This window comes from Parabacteroides caeci (genome assembly GCF_023656795.1).
GTDB lineage: Bacteria > Bacteroidota > Bacteroidia > Bacteroidales > Tannerellaceae > Parabacteroides > Parabacteroides segnis.
Genome location: NZ_JAMOKT010000073.1, coordinates 1 through 24666 on the forward strand (window position 1 = coordinate 1; position 24666 = coordinate 24666).

18 protein-coding genes are annotated in these 24666 nt (G+C 41.9%); 5 read left to right on the plus strand and 13 right to left on the minus strand.

Features of this window, described 5'->3' with window-relative positions; all coding sequences use genetic code 11:
• Window positions 1–259 precede the first annotated feature (259 nt).
• The 3 genes from NBH15_RS24855 (at window position 260) to NBH15_RS24865 (ending at window position 6060) form a co-directional block, all read left to right on the plus strand.
• Window positions 260–3622 (plus strand): SusC/RagA family TonB-linked outer membrane protein, encoded by a 3363-nt coding sequence (locus NBH15_RS24855; protein WP_244050947.1) that lies wholly within the window; start codon window positions 260–262, stop codon window positions 3620–3622.
• 15 nt (window positions 3623–3637) lie between these two features.
• Window positions 3638–5413 (plus strand): SusD/RagB family nutrient-binding outer membrane lipoprotein, encoded by a 1776-nt coding sequence (locus NBH15_RS24860; protein ID WP_128135454.1) that lies wholly within the window; start codon window positions 3638–3640, stop codon window positions 5411–5413.
• 104 nt (window positions 5414–5517) lie between these two features.
• Window positions 5518–6060: an FKBP-type peptidyl-prolyl cis-trans isomerase gene (locus NBH15_RS24865; RefSeq protein ID WP_128135455.1), complete on the plus strand. Its 543-nt coding sequence runs from the start codon at window positions 5518–5520 to the stop codon at window positions 6058–6060.
• A gap of 67 nt (window positions 6061–6127) precedes the next feature.
• Here NBH15_RS24865 and NBH15_RS24870 read toward each other — a convergent pair whose 3' ends face one another.
• The 4 genes from NBH15_RS24870 to NBH15_RS24885 form a co-directional block, all read right to left on the minus strand.
• A complete protein-coding gene (locus tag NBH15_RS24870) occupies window positions 6128–7126 on the minus strand; it encodes a M28 family metallopeptidase (RefSeq protein WP_244050946.1) in 999 nt (332 codons plus the stop codon).
• A 293-nt stretch (window positions 7127–7419) separates the two neighbouring features.
• Window positions 7420–7578 (minus strand): hypothetical protein, encoded by a 159-nt coding sequence (locus NBH15_RS24875; RefSeq protein ID WP_186959178.1) that lies wholly within the window; start codon window positions 7576–7578, stop codon window positions 7420–7422.
• Between the two features lie 189 nt (window positions 7579–7767).
• Complete coding sequence (locus NBH15_RS24880) at window positions 7768–8310, minus strand: beta-class carbonic anhydrase (RefSeq protein ID WP_128135456.1); 543 nt, start codon at window positions 8308–8310, stop codon at window positions 7768–7770.
• 53 nt (window positions 8311–8363) lie between these two features.
• Window positions 8364–9140 (minus strand): Cof-type HAD-IIB family hydrolase, encoded by a 777-nt coding sequence (locus NBH15_RS24885; protein WP_122328607.1) that lies wholly within the window; start codon window positions 9138–9140, stop codon window positions 8364–8366.
• A 109-nt stretch (window positions 9141–9249) separates the two neighbouring features.
• Here NBH15_RS24885 and NBH15_RS24890 point away from each other — a divergent pair, with 109 nt between their 5' ends.
• Complete coding sequence (locus NBH15_RS24890; protein ID WP_244050945.1) at window positions 9250–10284, plus strand: aldo/keto reductase; 1035 nt, start codon at window positions 9250–9252, stop codon at window positions 10282–10284.
• A gap of 370 nt (window positions 10285–10654) precedes the next feature.
• Here NBH15_RS24890 and NBH15_RS24895 read toward each other — a convergent pair whose 3' ends face one another.
• The 5 genes from NBH15_RS24895 to NBH15_RS24915 all read right to left on the minus strand — a co-directional run bounded on the left by NBH15_RS24895 (window position 10655) and on the right by NBH15_RS24915 (window position 17230).
• Complete coding sequence (locus NBH15_RS24895; protein WP_250823817.1) at window positions 10655–10882, minus strand: hypothetical protein; 228 nt, start codon at window positions 10880–10882, stop codon at window positions 10655–10657.
• 56 nt (window positions 10883–10938) lie between these two features.
• Entirely contained in the window at window positions 10939–11145 is a 207-nt protein-coding gene (locus NBH15_RS24900; RefSeq protein WP_158579672.1) for a hypothetical protein, read from the minus strand.
• Window positions 11146–11254: 109 nt separating this feature from the next.
• On the minus strand, window positions 11255–14812 hold the full coding sequence (gene nifJ / locus NBH15_RS24905; protein ID WP_250823818.1) for a pyruvate:ferredoxin (flavodoxin) oxidoreductase: 3558 nt from the start codon (window positions 14810–14812) through the stop codon (window positions 11255–11257).
• Between the two features lie 32 nt (window positions 14813–14844).
• Entirely contained in the window at window positions 14845–16023 is a 1179-nt protein-coding gene (locus tag NBH15_RS24910; RefSeq protein WP_010802666.1) for an ATP-binding protein, read from the minus strand.
• Between the two features lie 187 nt (window positions 16024–16210).
• Complete coding sequence (locus NBH15_RS24915; RefSeq protein WP_128134544.1) at window positions 16211–17230, minus strand: branched-chain amino acid aminotransferase; 1020 nt, start codon at window positions 17228–17230, stop codon at window positions 16211–16213.
• Between the two features lie 84 nt (window positions 17231–17314).
• Between NBH15_RS24915 and metF the strand changes: the two genes are divergently transcribed.
• Entirely contained in the window at window positions 17315–18265 is a 951-nt protein-coding gene (gene metF / locus NBH15_RS24920) for a methylenetetrahydrofolate reductase [NAD(P)H] (protein ID WP_122328612.1), read from the plus strand.
• 222 nt (window positions 18266–18487) lie between these two features.
• Here metF and NBH15_RS24925 read toward each other — a convergent pair whose 3' ends face one another.
• From NBH15_RS24925 to NBH15_RS24940, 4 genes are all read right to left on the minus strand, one after another.
• Window positions 18488–19396 carry a metallophosphoesterase gene (locus NBH15_RS24925; protein WP_250823819.1) on the minus strand — a complete coding sequence of 303 codons (909 nt, stop codon included), beginning with the start codon at window positions 19394–19396 and terminating at the stop codon, window positions 18488–18490.
• Window positions 19397–19495: 99 nt separating this feature from the next.
• Entirely contained in the window at window positions 19496–21262 is a 1767-nt protein-coding gene (locus tag NBH15_RS24930; protein WP_244050943.1) for a RagB/SusD family nutrient uptake outer membrane protein, read from the minus strand.
• Window positions 21263–21286: 24 nt separating this feature from the next.
• Window positions 21287–22300 (minus strand): SusC/RagA family TonB-linked outer membrane protein, encoded by a 1014-nt coding sequence (locus NBH15_RS24935; protein WP_250823820.1) that lies wholly within the window; start codon window positions 22298–22300, stop codon window positions 21287–21289.
• On the minus strand, window positions 22291–24621 hold the full coding sequence (locus tag NBH15_RS24940; RefSeq protein WP_250823821.1) for a SusC/RagA family TonB-linked outer membrane protein: 2331 nt from the start codon (window positions 24619–24621) through the stop codon (window positions 22291–22293). The genes NBH15_RS24935 and NBH15_RS24940 overlap by 10 nt, the downstream gene beginning before the upstream one ends.
• Window positions 24622–24666: the final 45 nt, after the last annotated feature.

The following is a 24666-nucleotide window of genomic DNA, read 5'->3' on the forward strand; positions in this document are numbered from 1 at the left end:
TGAATATTGTTAGCCAATGTGTTAAAAACAAAATCTTGTGATATTTTTTTGACGAAAAATAACACAGGGTAATAATTATTTCATATATTTGTCGCGGATATAAAATGTACAGAGTTCTTTTAGTACTAAGGTAACAACGCCAACTAAAAAAACACTTGGTGCTAAAGAATTATTGAAAATTATATCTAATGAGAATTAGAACAGACCATTGTTTCGCCAAAGCAATGGCTATTGTATGTTCAAATAAAAACCATCAATTATGTTGAAAAACTTTAAGCCTGTAGGCTTATTGCTGCTAGCCGGTACACTGGGTATTCCCGGATATGTATCTGCGAATACGGTTGCAGCAATGCCAAAAACAAGTATTTCCCAACAGACTGGGAAAGTAACGGGAGTAGTTGAAGATGAATTCGGTCCTGTAACCGGAGCATCAGTTGTAGTGAAAGGATCAACTAATGGATCGATTACCGACATGGACGGTAATTTTACATTGGAAGGAGTAAAGAATGGTGACGTTATTCAGATTTCTTTTATCGGGTATGCTACCCAGGAAATCAAATACACAGGTCAACCAGTCTTGAAAGTCAAATTAGCTGAAGACGCTCAAAAATTGGATGAAGTAGTCGTTACAGCTTTGGGTATCAAACGCGAAAAGAAAGCCCTGGGTTATTCTGTAAGTAGTGTGAAAGGTGAAGAACTAACCGAAGCCGGTACACCTATGAATGCGATGCAGGCTTTGTATGGAAAAACTTCTGGTTTGCAGTTGCAATCTACTGCATCAGGCCCTTCTGGTGGTATGAATATTAAGGTTCGTAATGCCATTTCTCTGACAGAAGATTCTTCTACGCGTCCGCTGATTGTTGTGGATGGTATTCCTATTCATGATGAAAATACAGGACAGTCTACCAACAGCCGTACCGGTGGTGACCATGGTACAGGTTTAAATGACATCAATCCGGAAGATATCGCCTCCATTGAAATCCTGAAAGGTGCAAAAGCTGCTGTATTGTATGGATCAGAAGGTGCTAACGGTGTTATGTTAATTACAACTAAAACCGGTGGTAAAAAGGGACTAGGCATTGATTTCGGTATCAACCATTCCTGGAATGTGGCAGCATATTTACCTGAGTTGCAGAATGAATTTGGTACAGGTTCGAGTGCCGGTACTGCGGCTTTGAAAGAAATTTCTAAAGACGGTTTCTATACCATGGCAGACCCGGTAACCGGACAGACGGTTGAATCACTATGGAGAGGCTCCAGTTACAATTTTGGTCCTCGCTTGGATGGCCGTCAGTTGTTATGGTGGGATGGACAGTACCGTTCTTATTCCGCTCAGAAAAATAATCAAAGGGACTTATACCGTACAGGTGGTCAAACAAATGTGAATTTTGCATTGAGTAATGGTGGCGACTTAGGTTCCTTCCGTTTATCTTACAATTATCGTGATTATAACGCGATATCATTAGGTGCTGATAATAAAGCTCACTCATTCAGTTTCGCTGCGGATTTGAAGGCAAACGACTGGATCAAGGTTAAGATGAACACTAACTTCTCAAATACAAAAGATCACAATGCACCGTATGCTATGCAGAGTTTTGCTACATATGGTTTTCCACGTGAACAGGATGTCAACTTGATCAAAGACTCTTATCTGACAGAAGACGGTTACAACTATTTCAGTATGAACCAGCCTGTTACACAGTTTGCACCTTATACAAGTTATTTTTCTGGTTATTATTGGTCACAGTTACGTAACTCAAACGACTATGACCGTAACCATTTGATTCAGTCCTTGAATGTTGATGTTAAATTCAATGATAAGTTCTCCTGGACCACATTGGGCGGTATCGACTGGACTGTATCCGATCAGGAAATCAAACAACATGTCAGCAAACCGTTGTCTTACGAAAATAAACAAGGTTGGTATCAAATAGCAAGTCAACGTAACATGATTATGTATGGCCAATCTTCTTTCAACTACAATCAGACATTCAATGACGTTTGGGATTTGTCTGCCATGGTCGGTGGTGCTGTAAAGTATAATAAAGAAGAATATCAGGAACAATCGGTACAGGAAACTTTCGCTATTGAAAACTGGTTCTCTTTGAGTAATACTCGTGAAGATTTCGGACCACGTTCTAGCCGTACTCGTGGAAATGACTTGTTGTTAAGCGTGTTTGCTTCTGCCCAATTAGCTTATGCTAATCAGGTTTATTTGGAAATTCAGGCACGTAACGACTGGTCTTCTATCCTTCCTCCGGAAAATAACCATTATTTCTATCCAGGTGCCAGCTTATCATGGATTTTTACAGAGGCATTTGATATACCAAGCCTGAATTTTGGTAAGGTACGTGCTTCTTGGGCCGATGTTGGTCGTCCTGGACCTCGTTATTATGGAAACGTAGACTTCTCCTTAGGTGCTTATGGCGGACAACCGACTATGTCTTTGCCGAGTTATTTGCCACCAGCCGACTTTGCTTCAGCGAATGGCGGATTTCCGGTTCCTAATCTGAAACCAGAACGTAAACGCGAATATGAAATCGGTTTAGAAGGTGCATTTTTACCGGGCAACCGTATTGGTGTAGATTTCTCTTTCTTCCATAATAATACATACGACCAGATCACGAAGTTGACAGTGCCTTCTTCTTCCGGTTTGACCGAAGTTCGCATGAATGCTGGTGATATCGCCCAAAGTGGTATTGAATTTTCGGTGAATACAAAGCCGATCATGACTAAAGATTGGACATGGGAAGTAGGACTTAACTTGGCTAATTATTCAACAAAAGTTAAGAAGTTAGGTAAAGGCATTAACCAATTGGATATGTGGGGTGCTACAGGTGCATCTGTTCGTAGTATTCCTAACGGTGAATATGGTGAAATCTATATTTATCCGTATCAGCGTGACGAACAAGGTAACCGTATCGTAAATCAGGGTACCGGTGTTTGGGACTTTGATAAGACGCAGATGATAAAGGTTGGTAAAATTACACCGGATATTGTCGGAGGTCTTACAACGAGCCTTTCTTATAAAGATTTCTCTTTAAGTGCAGTCTTTGACTTCCAGTTCGGTGCAACCATGATTTCGCAGACGAATATGTATTTGTTAGGTAATGGTTCTGGTGTTGAATCATTAAAATATCGTGATGAAGCCCGTGGCGGTCTGCCTTATTATGTCAATACAGCCGGCGAACGCATTCTGCTGGACAGTCATTCTGCTGCCGTTCCTGCTGATTCCTTCTATCCGTTCATTTTGCATGATGGTGTGATCACACCGGGTGTTACCAGTGATGGAAAACAGAATGAAAAACTGATTACTGCAGAACAATATTACTCTCAGTTATATTGGCAAGGAGGTATGGATTTGTGTGAAGACCAGATTTACAAAAGTGATTACATTGCTTTACGTTCTTTGTCATTTAACTACAATTTACCGAAAAGTTTTGTGTCAAAGTTCAAAATTCAAAGTGCACGTCTCAATGTCTTTGCGAATAACTTATGCTACCTTTACAAGGCTATCCCGAATGTAACACCGGAATCTACACAGGGAACCAACTCATTTACAGAGGTTACCAGTATCCCGGGTGTCCGTAGCTTTGGTTTGGGTCTTAATGTTTCATTCTAAATCAGATAACAGAATATGAATACAATCAAAAAATATATAACCAGCTTGGTTTTAGGTGTTACCGTAACCGGAGCAATGGTGTCGTGTGACACACTGGATGAAAAATTTTATAATCCGGATAAATTGACAGAAGCTGACTTTAGTTTGCTGTTTGCTTCCGCCCAGACAAAGGGACATTTGTTCCGTTATGACTATGGTGCCACTTACCATTATATGAGAGGATTTGGTAAAATGTTGGGATTAGGTGTTAGCCCGTTGTATCTGGACAGAACCCAAAACAATACGATTGTCCGTCCGTGGGATGGTTGGTCTGGTACACCGTTTAACACATTTATATTTGAACAGACCAACACTAATTATAGCAAGGAAATCAATGGTATGAAATTGCTGTATCAGGGTATGTCAGACGAAGAGAAGGCTAAAAATGAAGTGTACATGCGTTGTTGTGACATTATTCAATGTTATGCTTTCCAGCGCTCAACAGACTTGTATGACGATATACCTTATTCCGAAGCAGGTGGCGCTTTTCAAGAAAAGTTCTATCCGAAATACGATACCCAGGAAGAAATCTATACGGACATTATGGCCCGTCTGAAAACAGCTGCAGCTGATCTATCTACATTCCAATTTGAATTTGACTCAGAAAAGGCTGCGTTTAATTCTGTCGATTTGTTATGTGCAGGCGACTTGGACAAATGGATTCGTATGGCTAATTCCTTACGTTTGCGTATGGCAATGCGTTTGTGTCATGTAAAACCGGACGTAGCCATTTCAACTATTAAGGAATTGGTTGCAGAAAACCGTATGTTGACAGAATATTCACATGATATAGGTTTTGAAGAGCAGGATAAAACACATGCATTCGAATTGACTTTCTTCCGTGGACTTGATGAACGTGGATATGAAGCAGGTGCACCGGAAACAATCATTAAAGATATCATGAATTATGAATATCAACCAGGGGATGAAAACGGTATTACTCGTCATGATTTTGATCCGCGTTTGTATGCTATGTTCCAAACTGATATTCACGGACGCTATATCGGTTTGCCACTAACAATAGAGGAAGCAGAGAGCGAACTTCCTAAATACTATACGGAACAGGAATTAAATGATATGTACAATTTTAATGATGTGGTTTCCAATCCGTGGAATCCGGAACGTATTCCAACGATGTATAACCGACGTACTTATTTCAATTTCGATATGAAATTTCCTGTAATGGGATCGACAGAGACCAACTTGACACTAGTAGAAGCTGCTGTACGTTGGCCCGGGGAATTTGGCAATATTAATGTCAAAGAATGTATTAAAAAAGCGATTGACGCATCAACTCGTTTCTATTATAAGGTTAATAAAGATATGAGTTATAATGAATCTTCCCTACCAAGCATTCTATATGTTCAGGAAAAGGCTAAAGCTCCAGATTTGGATGAGGCTCATCTAGCCGATTATACAGAACTGGCAGCTAACAAATTTGTTAGTTTGGCATCGACAAAAGACAAATTGAAATTCATCTTTGATCAGAAGTTCTGTCACATGAATATCATGAATCCGTATGAGATTTATAATGAAGCTCGCCGTTTGATAAAGGATTTCGATGGAGAACTGCCATTCGTTGCTACTCCTAACGTTGTATTCCAGGAACGTATGTTCTATCCGTCCAGCGAGTTGACTAACAATGGTGAAAACTTTGAAAAAGTAGCTCATAAGAATACATATGATACTCCGGTTTGGTGGACAACTCGTACCACTGCTGCTGAGAACCATAATGGAAATGCTTTGCAATAAACATTAGCTTAATGCTACATAACTGCAAAGGCTGTCGAGAAACTTTTTCGACAGCCTTTATTCACTATATAAATGTACTGCATAATTTAACAAAATGAGTAAAAATGAAATCGATTAATGTGATCCTGTATTGGATAATAGTGATGGTGATTGGCCTATCGGCTTGTGGTGATGACGATGAAAAGACGATACCGGCTCATACAGAAGAGGAGAAAATATGGATTGCCGATAATCAGAAATATTTTCAGGAAAAAAAGGAAGATGTAGAGGATGACGGACAATTGCTGTATCAGCGATTGGTCGTGGATGAAGATACGCTTTTGTATCGTATACTGGAAACGAGTCAAATAGATTCTTTCCCTGAGATAGATTCTGATGTAAAAGTTTCTATGTTAGGAGTAATTCCGGTTTCCCAAACAGTTATTGTAGGTAATAAAGATGGTAATCCGATAGATCAGACTTTAGAGTTGGACAGTCCGAATCTGATTAAGGGCCTGGCTGCTCTTTTGCCGAAAATCCGTAAAGGAGAAAGAGTGGATGCTATAATCCCTTATCAGTTGGGATACGGGGATCGTAATTACTCCAATCCGTATATTCCATTATGCTCAACGTTGCAGTTTACTTTTACTGTAAAAAGTTTTGATTAAGCTTTTAAAAAGGAGAGGTTGTTTCACTTCAAAAATTGAAAGATCCTCTCCTTTTTTATATTCAACACTAATATTTCTTCTCATTCGCCAGATTCCACATATTCAGGAAAGAGGCTTTTGTAATATCTACGATCTTGTCCCAGTTGATCTTTTCGACATGGTCGCTCGGCATATGGTAGTCAGGATGACCGTTAGTGTGATACCAGATAATAGGGATATCGCGTTTGGCAAAAGAACCGTTATCACTCCCTCCTACCGGCTTGTCCCAGGGGTGATAAACAGGTTTCAGGTTCAGGCCATATTTCTTGATATCATTCTTCAGCCAGTCACCGAAAGCCTTGTTTGCTTCCGTATAGAAATAATCGACCTGCTCGGGAACCGCTTCGTTCGAATTGCGGCCGATCATATCATAATTCAAATATCCCTTTATATCTTTCAGGAAAGAACAATTCTGCACAAAGTATTCAGAACCCAGCAATCCTTTTTCTTCACCGTCCCAGAAAGCAAAGATCACCGTACGTTCCGGTTGCTCACCGGATGCCAGGAATGCTTTTGCAACCTGAAGGACAGCCGATACGCCCGAAGCATTATCATCCGCTCCGTTATAGATCTGGTCACCGTCTAGCATCGGATCGAATCCCAGATGATCATAATGAGCCCCGATGATAACATATTCATTCGGATTCTTCCCTTCTATCTTACCCAGGATATTACGCATGGATAACTTCTGATGTACGCCTTGCTTCAGTTGGGCGATCGAATCAGGATGCACCTGGAAACGTCCCCTCTTCTGGCGTTCCTTATTATAAGCCTCGAAAGGTTGGTAATAAGACTCATTCAAGGGAGCGATGCCCATTGTCTTCAGGTTGGAAACGATATACTCGGCAGCAATCCTTCCTCCCTGGCAACCGGCTTCACGCCCTTCCAGTTCGTCACTGGCTAAGAAACCGATATAGGCTTCCGCGTTTTCCTTATTAATGGTGTTCAGTCCTTTTTCTACAGGCGACTGTGCCCAAAGAGTGGTAGATAGCATGACGGATGCTACAAATAAACCTGTTCTTTTCATTGTATGATTGTGTTTTACAAATTATCGGAAATACTTAGTTTCAGCTTCCGGTTACAAAGATAGTGCAAATAAGAGCAGAAGCAAAACTTGTTTTGATTATACCGAATGCAGCCTATCTTCGTTTTCCAAGACAAAGATAAAAGATAAATCGAAGAATTGTAAGGGATAGAAAATAAAAAAAGGCTAATCTTCGCTGTTCTGTCAGCGTCGAATGCCCATCTTTCGATCTCTCACCAGTCTTATAAAAGACCCTGGTGAAGAGAATACATCAAAATAATATACTTTCTTTTTGTTTAATTTTTTGCGTTAGCGCCCATTTCATCTAACAGGCGACGGATTTCAGCATTTACTCGCTGACTCATTGTACCATTTCTCATTGACTGATAACGATCAGCCTGATAACGCAACATCGCTAAAGTACGAAGATTTTCTTCATTTCTACTTGTCATCATAATCTTTACTTTTTTATGTCTTCCACGCTTGGAAGACTCGTTAATAATTAACCTAAACCTTAATCTTTTCTTTTTGTTTACAGTGCAAAGATAAGCACTTTTTCCGAAACTATGCTATAAAACATATAAATTATTTCTATCTTTACATTTATTTAATCTATAGAAATAGATTTTCAGAAGATAGCCGCCCTACTCTACTTCGGTTAATTCACCTGTAACTGAATTAATTACAAATCCTCTAACCGTAATATCGGTAGGAATCAACGGATGGTTGCGAACTTGTTCGACTGTATCTTTTACTGAGCATTCTGTCGAGTCAAACCCACGAAGCCAGTATTTAAAATCGATTCCGCAGTAACGGATCATATCGATTCGCTCAGCGGGAATACCCCGTTTCTTCATTGCTTCGATCATCTCGTCGCTGTCCATATGCTGGGCACCGCAATCAGAATGACCAATGATCATGATCTCAACCACTCCCAGTTCATAAATAGCGACCATCAGACTGCGTATAACACTGCCGAACGGATGCGAAATGATTGCACCGGCATTCTTTATGACTTTCACGTCGCCATTCTTTATGCCCAATGCGGCAGGAAGCAATTCTATCAGACGAGTATCCATACAGGATACGATGGCAATCTTTTTATCGGGATACTTATTCGTTATAAACTTTTCGTATCCTTTCTTATCTACAAATCCCCGGTTGTATTCAAGTAATTCGTCTATCATGAGTCTGTCTTTCTTTTAATAATAATACTAGCTATATAAATAACAACACTGGTTCAAATAATGTTGTGGAATTTCAACGCTTTGAATATCCCGTCCTCATCAACGGAATCGGTTACATAATCCGCATATTGTTTTACGTCGTCGTCAGCATTCCCCATAGCAACCCCGATCCCGGCATGCTGAAGCATGGCTACATCATTACCGCCATCACCGAAAGCCATACATTCATTTAATGGTATCTTAAAGTATTCCAGCATTTTATCAATACCGATCCGCTTACTGCTTCCGGCAGGTACCACATCGGTAAACAACGGATTCCAACGGGTGGATTCGCAATGGGATAAGATAGACATGATCTTTTTCTCCTGTTCGGCAGTAAAAAATGAGACTAACTGGTAAACCGTCTTTCCCTTCATTTCACTCAGAGGACGGATAGGTGGCTCCGGAAAATTCAGCATATTGAATATTTCTTCCACCGTTTCATCCTTATAATTCATAAAGATTTCTTTTTCCTGGACAAAAGCACAGGGGAAAGACTCTTCAGTTTCCAAATAGCGGATCAACGCATCGATATCCCTGTCGGGAATGCTGTGTTTATAGATCACTTTGTCTTCTCCGGCAAAACAATATCCACCGTTCAGTGTGACATATCCGTCAAATTTTAAATCTCCCAGATTGTTGATGGAACTGTAATGACGACCTGTTGCTATAAAAACTTTAATACCTTTCTTCCGTAAGATATCCAATGCGTCAATGGTAGAGCGGGGTACTTCATGTGTCTTAAAACTGACCAACGTCCCGTCTATATCGAAGAAAATTGCCTTAACCATACTTTTTCTAATAACCTAAATTTGATACAAAGATAAGAATAAATAAACACATGCGGATTTTTATATACCTTTGTAAGTAAGATCTTAATAACAATTTAATAGGTAAGCTATGGAATACAGACAATTAGGAGGATCGGGACTTTATGTACCCGTGCTTTGTTTAGGGACTGCTACTTTTGGAGGTACAAACGGTTTCGAAGGATGGGGACATACCCAGGTGGACGAAGCCAAGCGTATGATAAACCTTTGCCTCGATGCGGGTGTAAACCTGTTCGACACGGCTGATGCATATTCAGACGGACTTTCTGAAACGATATTGGGGAAAGCTGTTGAAGGGCTGAGAAATAAACTGTTGATATCGACCAAAGCCACATTCAACCTGAATCCGGAAGGACGAAACGCTATGGGTTCTTCCCGCTTCCACCTCATCGAGGCCTGCGAAGCCAGCTTGAAACGACTGAATACCGATCATATTGATATTTATCATATGCACGGATTTGACGCCAATACGCCGGTAGAAGAAACGCTTCGCGCTCTGGATGATCTGATCACTGCCGGAAAAATACGGTATATCGCTTGCTCTAATTTCTCCGGATGGCATCTGATGAAGGCTTTGTCTGTCTCCGAACGCTATGGCTGGAGTCGTTATGTGGCACAGCAGGTTCATTATTCTTTGCTCAACAGGGAGTTTGAATGGGAATTAATGCCGCTCGGAATCGATCAGAAGGTAGGTTCCATCATCTGGAGTCCTCTTTCAGCGGGACGCCTTGGCGGAAGATACCGGCGCAACAATCCGATACCGGCCGACGGACGTGTGGCTCGGGGCGGAAGTCCTATCCCCGATGAAGCTACTTCCTACGAACGTTTATATAATATAATGGATGTATTGGATGAAATAGCAGAAGAGACAGGACATTCGGTAGCACAATGTGCGCTGAACTGGTTACTGCAACGCCCAACTGTTTCCAGCCTGATAATCGGGGCCAGCACGGAAGAACAATTAAAACAGAATCTGGAGGCTGTCGGCTGGAACCTGACACCAGAACAGGTAAAAAAACTGGATAATGCCAGCCAGGTCACCCCCGTTTATCCATATTGGCACCAGGCACAATTCCCGTTTTTGAATGCACAGATTCAATTTTAGAAAGATTTGAGCTATCTGCTAATTATAGGATGAGCTAGTTGGCGACGGTGCCTTCAGGCTGTAGGCCTGTAACAAATTAGCCCAGGGTTAGAACCCTGGGTCCCCTTGAATCCTTCTCTTCCAGAGGCACCCTGTAGGGGTGCGACAAGGTAGAAAGGGTTGATATTTATCTTGTTCCGCCCCTACAGGGCGGAAAGACAGGAGCGGGTTTTCATAAACCCAGGGTTAGAACCCTGGGCTGGTTTGTTAAAGCCTTACAGGCTTACATTGACATCGTAAGGGCGGTTCGCGAACCGCCCTTACCTACGACGCAACATTCATATTTGAGAAATTCCGAATCAATTCCCCACTACATTATTATTGGTGCACCTCACATTGTCTTATTATCTTTATCTTCCTCCTCCTCGTCATATTCATCATCAAATTCGTCATCATCGAATTCGTCGTCGAATTCATCATCATCGAACACATCTCGATCCTCCAATATCTCAAGACCGAAATCGCCGCCTGTGGATTCTTCCAATATAGGGATATATTTACTTGCCTCAAGAGAGGGCAACCAGGTGAGGGCGGCCACCTCTCCCATATTTATATTCAATCAAAGGAATCTCTTCCGTATCCTCTTCCAGTATATATTGCGTCAGGGCAAAACTCTTATCCGGTTTGATCCCGAACTCTTCGGCAAACATTTCCACCGGCACGACGACGAACTACGATCACTTCCGCTACAGCTCCTCTTTCATCTTTCCAGTCATCGGATACATAGCACACCTCTATCGGTAAATTTCTAGCTTTCAAACGAATATACTTTTCAGGAGAGAGTAACTGAAACTGATTCTGCTTGCTTTTATTTTTTGCCATTTATTTGTTTGTTTATTTTCGCTAAAGGTACGATTTATTTAGCTTATACAAAAAAACGGAACCTCCTTTCGAAGATTCCGTTTTACTATTTAGATGATCAAATAATCAATTATTCCTCAACGCCCCACTGCTGTTTAGCCAAACGCTTATAGTTGTTAAGTCTCCACTTAGCGTTGTCTTCGGCAGCCTGGAACAATTGACCTGCTTCAGCCGGGAATTGTTTTGTCAGAGATGCGAAACGTACTTCACCCTTCAGGAAGTCCTGGAATTTGCTCCAATCCGGTTCTTTGCTATCCAAAGTGAACGGATTCTTGCCTTCTTCTTCCAAAGCTGGGTTGTAACGCCACAAATGCCAGTAACCGCATGCTACTGCATCAGCTTCTTCCTGCTGGCTCTTACCCATACCCTTCTTCAAACCGTGGTTGATACAAGGAGCATAAGCAATGATCAATGAAGGACCATCATAAGCTTCAGCTTCGCGGATCGCTTTCAATGTCTGAGCCTGGTCGGCACCCATTGCGATCTGAGCAACATAAACGTAACCGTAAGTTGTAGCCATCAGACCCAGGTCTTTCTTGCGGATTCTCTTACCGGAAGCAGCAAACTTAGCGATTGCACCTACCGGAGTAGCTTTAGAAGACTGACCTCCCGTATTTGAATAAACTTCAGTATCCAATACCAGGATGTTAACGTTCTTACCTGAAGCAATTACATGGTCAAGACCACCGTAACCGATATCGTAAGAAGCACCGTCACCACCGATAATCCACTGTGAACGTTTTACCAGGAAGTGAGAAAGCTCCTTGATCTGTGCGCTAAGCGGACAGCCGTGAGTGATACCTTCTTCAGCAATAGCCAATACCTGAGGAGCCAGTTCTTTTGTCTTATCGGCATCATTCTGATTTTCAACCCAAGCCTTCAGAACTTCCTTAGCTTCAGCAGGAGCGTTGTCGGCAGCGATAATTGCGTTCATCGCATTTGTCAGGCGTGCACGCATCTTTTCGTTAGCCAGTTCCATACCCAGACCGAATTCGCAGAAGTCTTCGAACAATGAGTTAGCCCAAGCCGGACCCTGACCCTTATCGTTTGTTGTATAAGGAGTAGAAGGAACTGAACCTGAATAGATAGAAGAACAGCCTGTTGCGTTAGCTACCATTTCACGGTCGCCGAACAGTTGAGTTAGCAACTTCACGTACGGAGTTTCACCACAACCGGAGCAAGCACCGGAGAACTCAAACAACGGAGTTGCAAACTGAGAGTTCTTCACGTTAGCCTTCACGTCAACCAGATGTTGTTTTGTTGTCACCTTTTCAGCACAGAAATCCCAGTTCGGAGCTTCATCCAATTGAGTTTCCAAAGCAGCCATCTTAAGCGCTTTACCACCCTTCTTCGGATTACCCGGACAAACATCGGCACAGTTACCACACCCCAGACAGTCAAGAACGTCTACCTGAATCCGGAACTGCATTCCTTCGAATTGTTTACCTGTTGCTTTCAAAGAGTTATTGAACGGAGCAGCAGCCTGTTCAGCAGCATCCAACACGAACGGACGGATAGAAGCGTGAGGACAAACATACGCACACTTGTTACACTGGATACAGTTTTCGCCATCCCATACAGGAACAAAAGCAGCCACACCACGTTTTTCGTATTTAGCTGTTCCCTGACGCCAAGTACCATCTTCGATACCCTTGAATGCAGAAACCTTCAACAGGTCACCATCCTGAGCATTGATAGGACGAACTACTTCGTTGATGAAAGCAGGATCGCTGTTTGCTACAACTTCATCATCCGGCAGGTTAGCCCATGACGGATCAACAGCAAGCTGAGTATATTCGCCACCACGATCAACAGCAGCATAGTTCTTATTAACTACATCTTCACCTTTCTTACCGTAAGACTTCACGATGAATTTCTTCATCTGTTCGATAGCCAAATCAACAGGAATTACACCTGTGATACGGAAGAATGCAGACTGAAGGATTGTATTGGTACGGTTGCCCAAACCAATTTCCAATGCGATCTGAGTTGCATTGATATAATAAACAGTAATGTTTTTCTGAGCGAAATAACGTTTTACCTTGTTCGGCAAGTGTTTAGCCAACTCTTCGCCATTCCATACAGTGTTCAACAGGAATGTACCATTTTCACGCAAACCGCGAGTAACATCATACATACGCAGATAAGCCTGAACGTGACAAGCAACGAAGTTCGGAGTATTTACCAAATAAGTTGAACGAATCGGATGATCACCAAAACGCAGGTGAGAACAAGTGAAACCACCAGACTTCTTAGAATCATAAGAGAAGTATGCCTGGCAATATTTGTCTGTATTGTCACCAATAATCTTTACAGAGTTCTTGTTAGCACCAACCGTACCGTCAGCACCTAATCCGTAGAACTTAGCTTCGAACATGCCTTCACCACCCAAAGCTATTTCTTCTTTCTGAGGAAGAGAAGTGAATGTCACGTCGTCTACGATACCAATTGTAAACTGATTCTTCGGCATCGGCAAAGACAAGTTTTCGTAAACAGCAAGGATCTGAGCCGGAGTAGTATCCTTAGAACCCAAACCATAACGACCACCTACGATAACCGGAGCATCGGCCTGACCATAGAAACATTCTTTTACGTCCAGATATAACGGTTCGCCGTTAGCGCCCGGTTCTTTTGTTCTGTCAAGAACTGCGATACGTTTAGCTGTCTTAGGAACAGCAGCCAGGAAGTGCTTAGCAGAGAACGGACGATACAAGTGAACAGAAACCAAACCAACCTTTTCACCCTGAGCTGTCAGGTGGTCGATAGCTTCGCGGGCAGCTTCGGTTACAGAACCCATTGCGATAATCACGCGTTCTGCATCTTCTGCTCCGTAGTAATCGAACAAACCATATTTACGGCCTGTGAGCTTGGAGATTTCGTTCATATATTCTTCTACGATAGCAGGAACTGCTTCATAGTATTTGTTTGAAGATTCTCTGTGCTGGAAGAAGTGATCCGGGTTTTCAGCCATACCGCGAGCTTCCGGTTTTTCCGGATTCAAAGCACGTGCACGGAATTCAGCCAACGCCTTCTGGTCGATCAGCGGAGCCAGGTCATCATTTTCAAGAGCTTCAATCTTCTGGATTTCGTGTGATGTACGGAAACCGTCGAAGAAGTTCACGAAAGGAACGCGAGACTTGATAGTAGCCAGGTGAGCTACACCCGCCAAGTCCATAACTTCCTGAACAGAACCTTCTGCCAACATTGCGAAACCTGTCTGACGAGCAGACATAACATCCTGATGATCGCCGAAGATACACAAGGCATGAGAAGCCAGTGTACGGGCAGATACATGGAATACGCAAGGAAGCAACTCACCGGCAATCTTGTACATGTTAGGGATCATCAGCAACAATCCCTGAGAAGCCGTGTAAGTTGAAGTCAGGGCACCAGCCTGCAAAGAACCGTGAACTGCACCCGCAGCACCACCTTCTGATTGCATTTCCTGTACCAAAACCGTTTCGCCGAAAATATTCTTACGTCCGGCGGCAGCCCATTCGTCTACATATTCTGCCATTGTAGACGACGGAGTGATGGGGTAGATAGCGGCTACTTCGCTGAACATATATGAAATATGAGCAGCAGCCTGGTTACCATCACAGGTCAAAAATTTCTTCTGTTTTGTCATAGACTTTTACTATTAGTATTTAAAAGAATTTCTTAGTATAAAAAGCCAAACAGCCAAAGCGGGATCATATTCTCTTCTCCTACTTCGACCTTGTCTACAGCATAGTATAAATCGGGATTGTTTTTTACTTTCATACTTTCCTCTATCCTGAAATTATACTTTCCGTTTACCAAAAAGTGTGCGTTCTTCATTCCCTCATTTAGCGTATTGTCTTTCAAAAGCTGGTTATAGAAAAAAGATTCGCGCACAGCCTGCACATTTACCTCCATCGGACGGATGGGGTACATCAGATTCGAATTGTACATATACACGGTAGATGGTTTTTTCGGAAACGATTCGCCTACCGGATATAACATATTCATTAAACGGGCATCGGTCAGATATTTTATATAATTCATCACTGTAGCCCGTGACGTTTCTATTTCTTTGCTCAACTGGCTGACATTCGGCGTACACGGTGCGCTGATAGCCAGCAGATACAACAGTTTGCGGAGTTTGGGCAGATAGCTTTGCTCGATTTGCTTGATGTACAAGACATCTACCTCCAGCATCATATTCATTGTCTTCAGCAGGTTCTCTGAGAAATTACGTTTCTCCAGGAAGAACGGATAAAAACCATGATGCAAATAATCCTGAAAATAAGCCATCGGTTTGGCTACCGAACAAATATTCTTCGCAATCTCCTGATGGTTCCCGATTATTTCTTCAAACGTATAAGCCGGAAAACTGTTTCCCGACATCAGATTCAAAAACTCGCGGAAAGAAAAACCACGCAGATTATATGAAACAACTTTACCTGAGAGATCCGGATTTTCCTCTTTCAGCCTCATAACTGACGAACCGGAAAAGATAATCTTCAGGTCTTCAAAATTATCATAACAATAACGTAACTCTTTCGACCATCCGGAATATTTGAAAACCTGGTCGATCAACAACACCTTTCCTCCTTTTGCCCTGAACTCAGAAGCAAAGTCGACCAGCGTACGTTCCGTAAAATAAAAGTGATTCAGATTTATATACAGGCACTCTTTATTATCAGCACCAAAATGTTCGCGGGCATAATCCAGTAAAAAAGTAGTTTTCCCTACTCCACGAGAGCCTTTGATCCCGATCAACCGGTCATTCCAGTCAATCTCATCCATCAGCCCCCGGCGTACCGGTGCATGCAAATGTTCTACAAGGTATTTATGTGTTTTAAAGAATGCTTCCACCTGACTGTCTTACTATATAGACCGCAAAGATAGAAAATATCCTCAACTTTGCAATACCGAGATAGCAATTTTATTTTCAGTTGGCAATCCAAAGTTGGCAAAGCGTATTGACGTTTGAGAATTTAGAGTTGGCAGTTAACACTCCCGATTTATCCAAAAGCATTAACTGTCAACATCTTTTATCTGATTATTCAATTATCGTTACCCAACCATATGTATCAGGTTCGTCACCATATTGAATGCCACGCAGTTTGTGATATAGTTTTTCACAAACAGGTCCGGGTTTGCCGTCCTTGGCAATCACGTATGATTTATTTTCATCCAAATCATCAATCTGTGAAATCGGGGCGATAACGGCAGCCGTTCCACATTCTGCCGCTTCATCGAATGTAGCTATTTCTTCAAAAGGAACAGGACGACGTTCAACCGTCAGTCCCATATCTTCAGCCAGCTGCTGCAAACTCTTGTTAGTGATAGACGGCAGAATAGAATGAGACTGCGGAGTGATGTAACTGTTTCCACGAATACCGAAGAAGTTTGCGGGACCGCATTCGTCCAGGTATTTCTTTTCTTTCGGGTCCAGATACAATACGGCGGCATAACCCTTTTCATGCGCTATTTCTCCGGCCACCAGGCTGGCTGCATAATTACCACCGACTTTGATCGTCCCGGTCCCATAAGGCGCAGCACGGTCGTATTCACGCATGATACAAACCTTTGACGGTTTGAAACCACCTTTGAAATAAGGTCCTACCGGGGTTACGAATACCATAAACATATATTCGGGAGCCGGTTTCACGCCCACCTGCGCACCCAAACCGATCATCAGCGGGCGGATATATAATGCTGCTCCACTCTCATAGGGAGGAACAAAACGCTCGTTCAACTTCACTACCTTACGAATAGCTTCTTCAAATTTCTCCACAGGAAGTTCAGCCATCTTGATGCCCCGGCTGGAAGCTTGCATACGTTTGCCGTTTTCATCCATACGGAACACACGGATTTTACCGTCTTTTCCCTTGAATGCTTTCAAACCTTCAAACGACTCCTGTCCGTAATGGAGGCAAGTAGCTGCCATGTGAATATTAATAATTTCAGAAGAGCTAACTTCCAATTCACCCCACTTACCATCACGATAGTAACACCGTACATTGTAGTCTGTCTTCATATAACCGAATGCCAGATCAGACCAATTCATATTTTCCATATCATTGTCGTAATTAGATTATGAACGCAAAAGTAAGCTATTTCGGATGATAATTGTTACTTTTGCAGCAAAAATAATTAAAATATGAAAGTTATTGATCTGATCAACGGCAGTAAAACGACTGCTTTTTCATTTGAAATTCTACCTCCTCTGAAAGGGAACAGCATACAGAAGGTATATAATGTGATTGATAAACTGAAAGAATTCGACCCTAAATACATTAATATAACTTCTCACCACAGCGAATATATCTATAAGACCTTGCCCGACGGTAGCTTCCAGAAAGTGAACATCCGCAAGCGTCCGGGTTCGGTTGCCATTGCTTCTGCCATCCAGAACAAATATGGTATTCCGGCAGTTCCACATATTATATGTAAGGGATTTACAAAAGATGAAACGGAATATGCGTTGATCGATCTTAATTTCCTGGGAGTTTACGACCTGCTGCTGTTGCGTGGTGATGTAAAAACACTGGAAGCCGGACAAAATACAGATTTATATCACGAACATGCGACTGACCTTCAGGAACAGGTAAACAATTTCAATAAAGGTATTGCCGTAGACGGTTCCACATTCGAAGCAAACGAAACACCGTTCTCATACGGTATGGCTTGTTATCCGGAAAAACATGAGGAAGCACCGAATATGGAATCGGATATTTTTTATCTGAAAGAGAAAGTAAAAAACGGCGCTGATTATCTGGTTACTCAGATGTTTTTCGACAATGAAAAATATTATTCATTTGTGGAACGCTGCCGCGCCGAAGGTATCGATGTCCCGATCATTCCAGGCATCAAGCCGGTTGTCTTTAAAAACCAGCTGACCGTATTACCTAAAATATTCCGTTCAGACATTCCCGAACCGTTTGCAACCGAATTGCGGAAATGTAAAAATGATGATGAAGTAAAAGCCGTAGGTGTCGAATGGTGTATCCAGCAATGCAAAGACCTGATCGCCCACGGTGTCCCAAGCCTGCATTTTTATACAATGATGGCTACGGATAGTGTTTACAAAGTGGCAAAAGAAGTATATTAAAACCGTTGGTGGAACTAATCGATTGCCAGGAGACAACGGGTTGGATAAAAAGCGTAATACTGACGAAATCCGGAGAACATTACTATGTCTTATTAATTAGAGGTAGGTGTAAATGAATTTAGACGTACCTCTAATTCGATTTACACCTACCTCTAAATTTACTTAGACCTACCTCTGTCTGAAAAAACATTAGATTGCTTTACGCAGATCAACTGAATAACTTTACACCGTGAAGCGATTCAAATCCTTATCTTCACAATTATAGAAACCATCGATATGAATATTATTCTGCGTATCGATCTCCACAACAGCAAAACTGTTGTTATCGGGAAGGTTTCCTTCTATCATCCCTTTCATTGTCCAGTAGTGGATATTATTACGGAAACTGTAATGTCCTGCATGATGATGTCCCTGGAATACAGCTAGCACATTCCCATTTTCTTCCAACAGGGAAACTATTTCGTCCGCATTACTTACACAAAGCGATTTACTGATATCGGAGAAGCGGTCTAACAACTGATGGATAAAAATAATGACCGGTTTGTTATTTTCTTTCAATTCTTTTCTCAGCCAGTCTATCTGGTCTTCAGGGATATAAGCCTTTGTCCAGTCAAAATTACCTTTATCATACGGGGTCCCGTCCAGATTGTAGTTCGCATCCAGGACTATGAATTTTATATTATCAAAAGCAAATGAATAATAAGCCTTCTTGTCGGCATCACCCTGATTGGAGGTATGTTGCAGAAAATCGTCTTTGGAGATGCTATCCATATCATGATTTCCCAGGACATGGTAAACCGGTCCCCGGAACGATTGAAAGACGTTTTCTATTTCATCCAGATAAGTAATTGTCTGTTCCCGCCGGGGGACATTATCCTGATCCTTCAGATCGCCCATTTCGATCACAAAATCCAGATTGGAAGAGTTGAAGACCTCCATGGCCTCTTTCAATTTATCCATTGTCTGAGGGAAATAACGGGTCCCATAAGGTTCCCGTCGCGAATAATGCAGATCGGTAACAACCCCAAACCGGACAGGCCGTTGTCCGCCACAGGATACAAATGAAGGAGAAGCTGCCAGGACCAACACCCCTCCGCATGCCTTTTTTAAGAATAAGCGTCTGTTCATCATATTAAAATTTCATAGGTTATAGAGTCATGCCGGTAACCTGCCGGATGTAGCAGGTTATCAGCATTGGCTTACAATATTAATAATAAAAAGTCAATATACCTACCATCCCGGATTTTGGATTAATTGCGGGTTCAAGGTTATTTCATTAATAGGAATACATTCCAGATAATCTCTTTCCGGATCAAAACCATATCCATTGGGAATCTGGCCGATATAAGGATCTAATAATCCATTTTCATCCACCTTATAATTAATCTTCATACCTTCCCACTCCGACAGATCCAAAGGATACCCTTTAGGACGTTTTCCTTTGAGCAGACTATGTGCCGCCCACCTCATAATGTCGTCATACCGAAAACCTTCACAACCTAATTCCACCGTACGCTCCCTTCTTATTTCATACAATTCATCTGAAATAGCATAACCGTAATCAGCATATAAAGAACGATTTATATCAGACTGTACTTTAAAGTCCGGCATCCCTACCCTTCTCCTCAACAAATTGACAGACTTATCATAATCAACAACTTCCCCCAGTTCACATTTAGCTTCCGCATAGTTCAACAAAGCCTCGGCATAACGGAAAACAATGGCTCCCGTCACACAATTTGTATTCCATGATACACCGCTCCCCGCCTGAGGATCTTTCGGGTCATTCCCTTTCTTTATCTGAAAACCCGTATTATTCAAATACTCCCCGGACTGATTCAGGAAAGGCTTGGTAAATATACCTTTGCCATAACCGTTATCCCACATCACCATATCAGGAATCCAAATAGTCTGGGATAAACGCGGATCACAATCTTCGGCAATCTTTGTCAGAAAATCACCGCCTTTCACCGTTTTCCCAACAGATATATAATCATACGGTTCGCCGTTCTTTTTCAGATAATGGTGGATTTGCTCCATTGTCAGAGAATTTCCGGCCGTCCGGTCAGAAACATATATCTGAAAAGAATGTCCCATCCCCAGTCCTTTATCATAACGTTTCCAGAGAAGAGCCTCCTTATTAGATGTTTGATCTGTTAAGGAAAACATCTTGCAATAATCTTCCGACGGAGAATTTGTTGAATATAATCCAGTCGAATATTGGGGATCCATCAATTCTTCCGCAGCCTCAACCGCCAAGCGGAAATATTTATCCGGATCGGCTCCGGAAGTACCAAACGCAGATCCTTTATGATATTTCTGCCAACTACCTTCATACAAAGCGACTCTCGATTTAAAGAGCAATGCGACTTCCTTACTCAACCGGTTCGAACCACCATCCACAGATTTCAAAGGATTCAGGTACTCTATTGCCTTATCCAGGTTCCACAGGATCGAATCTACAACAAGCACACGGGAATCCCTGGCCTTATACAACTCTTCAGAGCTTGTATCCAGCGCCTTGGAAAACCAAGGGACATTCCCATAGGCACGTACCTTTTCAAAATAAAACCAGGCTTTAAAGAAATGGGCTTCCCCGACATAATGTTTATAACTATCGAAAGGATCTTTACATTTCCAATAGTTATCAAAAAACACATTCACACTTCGTATCTTCGTCCAGTTCCACTCTTTATCAGACGTTGAAGTGACCGGAGAACGCGAACCATTCCACACCGTACTGGGAACACCTGTTATCTGTGTATCAGAACCTCTCGTCCCATCCCATCCAATCAGTCCGGTATAACTTCCAACAACTTCGAATGCCGGAAGCGATGGATAAAACTGTAACGTATAATTAGCCAGATCGCTGGTCGCTTTCCAATAATCGTCATTTCCAATCTGAGTTAACGGCTTCTTTTCCAGATAATCGTCACAGGAACTTATCAGTATTGCACACAATAAACAGAGAGGCAATAATATTATATTTCTTTTCATTATATCAAATTTTAAAAGGATTCATCAAAATGAAACATTTAAGCCAAAAGACAGAACAGCCAACGAAAACATCGATTTACCATTTCCATATTTACCCAGGTTAGCAGTCTCCGGATCAAAACCGACAGGAAGCTTGGTTAATGTCAGTACATTCTCTGCCGAACAATAAATCCTGGACTTTTGTAACCCCACTTTCTTTAGGACCGTCTGAGGTATCGAATACCCCAACTGTAAATTTTTAAGTCTCAGATAAGCACCATTTTGCAGGTATCTGGTCTGTATTTGCTGGTTCTTTTTATAAAGACTGGACTGGCTGTATGGCCGGGGATAATACGCATCCGTATTTACTCCTAATCCTGAATAAGTACTTTCTTCCGCATCCTGGTAATAATCCAGATGATGCGGGAACAGGGTCGTTTGATTCCAGTTATTAAATCCCCAGAACATATTACCGGTCAGCCACAAATCTCTTTTCGCCGTGCCCTGGAAAAATGCCATAAAATCAAATCCTTTATAATCAGCAGATAATGTTATTCCCAACTGGTACCGGGGAGTATTATTACCTATTATCCGCAAATCACCATGATCGGAAACCGTATTCTTACCGTTATTTATCAAACCGTCATTATTCAGATCCCGATACATAACATCTCCGGTACGCCATACCTGGGCATTAATGAAATTCTGCGATTTACTTTGATTAATCCGATCCGCATCTTCCTGCGTCCGGATCAAACCAACAGTTTCATATCCCCATATTTCTCCAATTGTTTTTCCTTCATAATCAGTCGTCAGTATTCCGGTCGGATTATTATACTTGGTAACAACACTCTTATAATCAAACAACATGGCAGTGACCGAGTAAGAAAAGTCATTACTTACCTTATCCCTCCAGGTAAAAGACAAATCCCAGCCCCTCGTTCTCAGTTCAGAGTTATTCTCTTTAGGTATATCAGCACCTAACACGGCAGGCAGGGCTTGAGCCGGTCCAAGCCGGTTAAAGGTTAGACGTTGATAATAATCGGCAGTTATCTGCACAAAGGCAGATCCTGGTAAGCATCTACATTCTGATTACCCAAACTTCCCCATGAAGTTCTTAACTTTAGTGTATTTACATAAGGAGAAACTGGTTCCCAGAACTTTTCATGGGAAATATTCCATCCTAAAGAGAAAGAAGGGAATAACCCCCACCGGTGGTCTTTCGTGAATTTGGAAGTTCCATCATAACGGGCATTCACTTCCAACAGATATTTCCCCATATAATCATAATTCAGACGGGCAAAATAACCCTGAGTAGACCAGTGCGTCAGATCATCAGTTGTCTGCATTTCACCCGTAGCGGTAGAAATAGACGGAACCTCCGGCGTTATAAGTTCTTTTTTCAATCCGCTCAGATAATCATAAGAGTTCGACTCTTGCTGAAATCCCAACATTGCCGTGAAGTGATGTTTATCCTTCAAGTCAAATTTATAAGAAGTATAGACATTCAATGAATTATACATCGTATGGGACTTATACTTATTCACATACGAAGGAACTGTTGTCGGAATAGCCGACAAAGAACCATCCACCAGATCTTCATAAGCGGTAAGATTATTGGAAGTGAAACTGGTATAAGGAAAATCTATTGAATAGTCCGCGCTGATCGTCCAATTCTTCAAAGGGGTAATATCCGTAGCAAAACGTTGCAGTATACCTCTTGTTATTGTCTTATCCGATCCGGCTTCGATCATCGGTATTCTTGACAAACGGGAATAATAACCGTTCGGTGATTTCAAGAACTGGTTAGGCTGCGTACGGAATATCTGGTGGATCATCATGTCATAATCGCCTTCATCATCATAGTTCGGATTCTCCCGGGTAGACTGGACCACGCGTGTATTGGATGATAATTTCCACCATTTGGTTAAACTCAAATCCAGTTTCGCGTTGAAGTTGATCCGCCGATATGTATCTTTTCCGAAATTAAGAATACCTTTTTCATAAGCATGCCCGGCAGAAAGGTAGAAAGCCAAATCTTTACCACCTCCTTTAATCGACACATTCTCCTGATTACGGACGCCGGAACCGAAATGCACATCAATCCAGTCATTATTGCCATTTGCCAACAAATAAGTAGCCCATTGATTGGAATTTGTTGCGTCAGGAACAGTTTCCGGTAGTGACGGATTATTAATGTAAGCTATAATACGGTCTATCGTTTCTTCGGCAAACAACCGGGATTCTCCCTGGTTATCATGAAACTCATTCATTGCCCGTACGAAAGTATAGGAATCGACCATCCGCGGTTTACGGATCGGCTTTGTAAAGGCAACATTCGCAGAGAAATCAACCTGTATCTTCTCTTCACGCTTTCCCGACTTCGTCGTTATAATAACTACACCATAAGGAGCCCGGGCCCCATATATGGCAGAAGCCGCAGCATCCTTCAATACAGATATATTTTCGATATCATTGGGATTGATCATATTCAGATCCCCCACCGTCCCATCAATAAGCACATAAGGTTCTCCCTGACCACGAATCTGCAAATTCAATTTCGCCCCCGGTTCAGAACCAGAATTCCCATAAGAGAAATTCACACCGGAAACCGTACCCTGCATCACTTGTGACACATTCGTTGACGGACGATTTTTCAATCGATCTCCATCCACCACTTCAATAGCGCCGGTCAGGTTCACCTTTTTCTGTGTACCATAACCGACTACAACCACCTCCTCCAGTTTTTCGTTGTCTTCATGCATCACCAGCATGATCGATTCCTGCGCTTTCATCTCTATCGGCTGGTAGCCTATATATGAAAATCTCAATATGGCAGAAGAAGGAACATCTTCCATGGAAAAGTTTCCGTCGACATCCGTAATAACTCCCTGATTAGATCCTTTAATTACTACATTTACTCCAATCAGAGGGAAACCGGTATCGTCCTTTATATTCCCGAAAACAGTAATTCCTTTTTGCTGCTGGAGGACTGCGACACTTTTAACACCTGGAGTTTGTGGTGCATCCTCCTTCTTGACAACTACCTGCCGCCCTTTTACAACATAAGTGAGTCCCGTACCTCTAAATACGTCTTTCAGAATATCTTTAATCGGCTGATCTTTGATATTCACATTCACTTTATGACTTAAATCGATTTTGGAAGCATGATAGATAAATACATAATCACTGTGATTTTCAATAAATGTAAATACATCTTCCAACGTTTTATCCTGCATGTTGATGCTCAACTTCTCATGCTGGGCAGAGATAGGTAAAGCTGATAAATGGTTAACAGAAATAGAAATAAAACATGCTGATAAACAAAAACATTTAAAATAATTAGTCATTTTCAGACCAATCGTCTTCATTTTTTTCATACCTTTGTTTATTAATTCTTTAAGTGAGTTTTAATTTTAGAGAAT

What these genes read in the sequence shown, in the direction of transcription:
- NBH15_RS24855 (WP_244050947.1), top strand. Translation starts at nt 260, where the DNA reads ATGTTGAAAAACTTTAAGCCTGTAGGCTTATTGCTGCTAGCCGGTACA.
- NBH15_RS24860 (WP_128135454.1), top strand. Translation starts at nt 3,638, where the DNA reads ATGAATACAATCAAAAAATATATAACCAGCTTGGTTTTAGGTGTTACC.
- NBH15_RS24865 (WP_128135455.1), top strand. Translation starts at nt 5,518, where the DNA reads ATGAAATCGATTAATGTGATCCTGTATTGGATAATAGTGATGGTGATT.
- NBH15_RS24870 (WP_244050946.1), bottom strand. Translation starts at nt 7,126, where the DNA reads ATGAAAAGAACAGGTTTATTTGTAGCATCCGTCATGCTATCTACCACT.
- NBH15_RS24875 (WP_186959178.1), bottom strand. Translation starts at nt 7,578, where the DNA reads ATGATGACAAGTAGAAATGAAGAAAATCTTCGTACTTTAGCGATGTTG.
- NBH15_RS24880 (WP_128135456.1), bottom strand. Translation starts at nt 8,310, where the DNA reads ATGATAGACGAATTACTTGAATACAACCGGGGATTTGTAGATAAGAAA.
- NBH15_RS24885 (WP_122328607.1), bottom strand. Translation starts at nt 9,140, where the DNA reads ATGGTTAAGGCAATTTTCTTCGATATAGACGGGACGTTGGTCAGTTTT.
- NBH15_RS24890 (WP_244050945.1), top strand. Translation starts at nt 9,250, where the DNA reads ATGGAATACAGACAATTAGGAGGATCGGGACTTTATGTACCCGTGCTT.
- NBH15_RS24900 (WP_158579672.1), bottom strand. Translation starts at nt 11,145, where the DNA reads ATGGCAAAAAATAAAAGCAAGCAGAATCAGTTTCAGTTACTCTCTCCT.
- nifJ (WP_250823818.1), bottom strand. Translation starts at nt 14,812, where the DNA reads ATGACAAAACAGAAGAAATTTTTGACCTGTGATGGTAACCAGGCTGCT.
- NBH15_RS24915 (WP_128134544.1), bottom strand. Translation starts at nt 17,230, where the DNA reads ATGGAAAATATGAATTGGTCTGATCTGGCATTCGGTTATATGAAGACA.
- metF (WP_122328612.1), top strand. Translation starts at nt 17,315, where the DNA reads ATGAAAGTTATTGATCTGATCAACGGCAGTAAAACGACTGCTTTTTCA.
- NBH15_RS24925 (WP_250823819.1), bottom strand. Translation starts at nt 19,396, where the DNA reads ATGATGAACAGACGCTTATTCTTAAAAAAGGCATGCGGAGGGGTGTTG.
- NBH15_RS24930 (WP_244050943.1), bottom strand. Translation starts at nt 21,262, where the DNA reads ATGAAAAGAAATATAATATTATTGCCTCTCTGTTTATTGTGTGCAATA.
- NBH15_RS24940 (WP_250823821.1), bottom strand. Translation starts at nt 24,621, where the DNA reads ATGAAAAAAATGAAGACGATTGGTCTGAAAATGACTAATTATTTTAAA.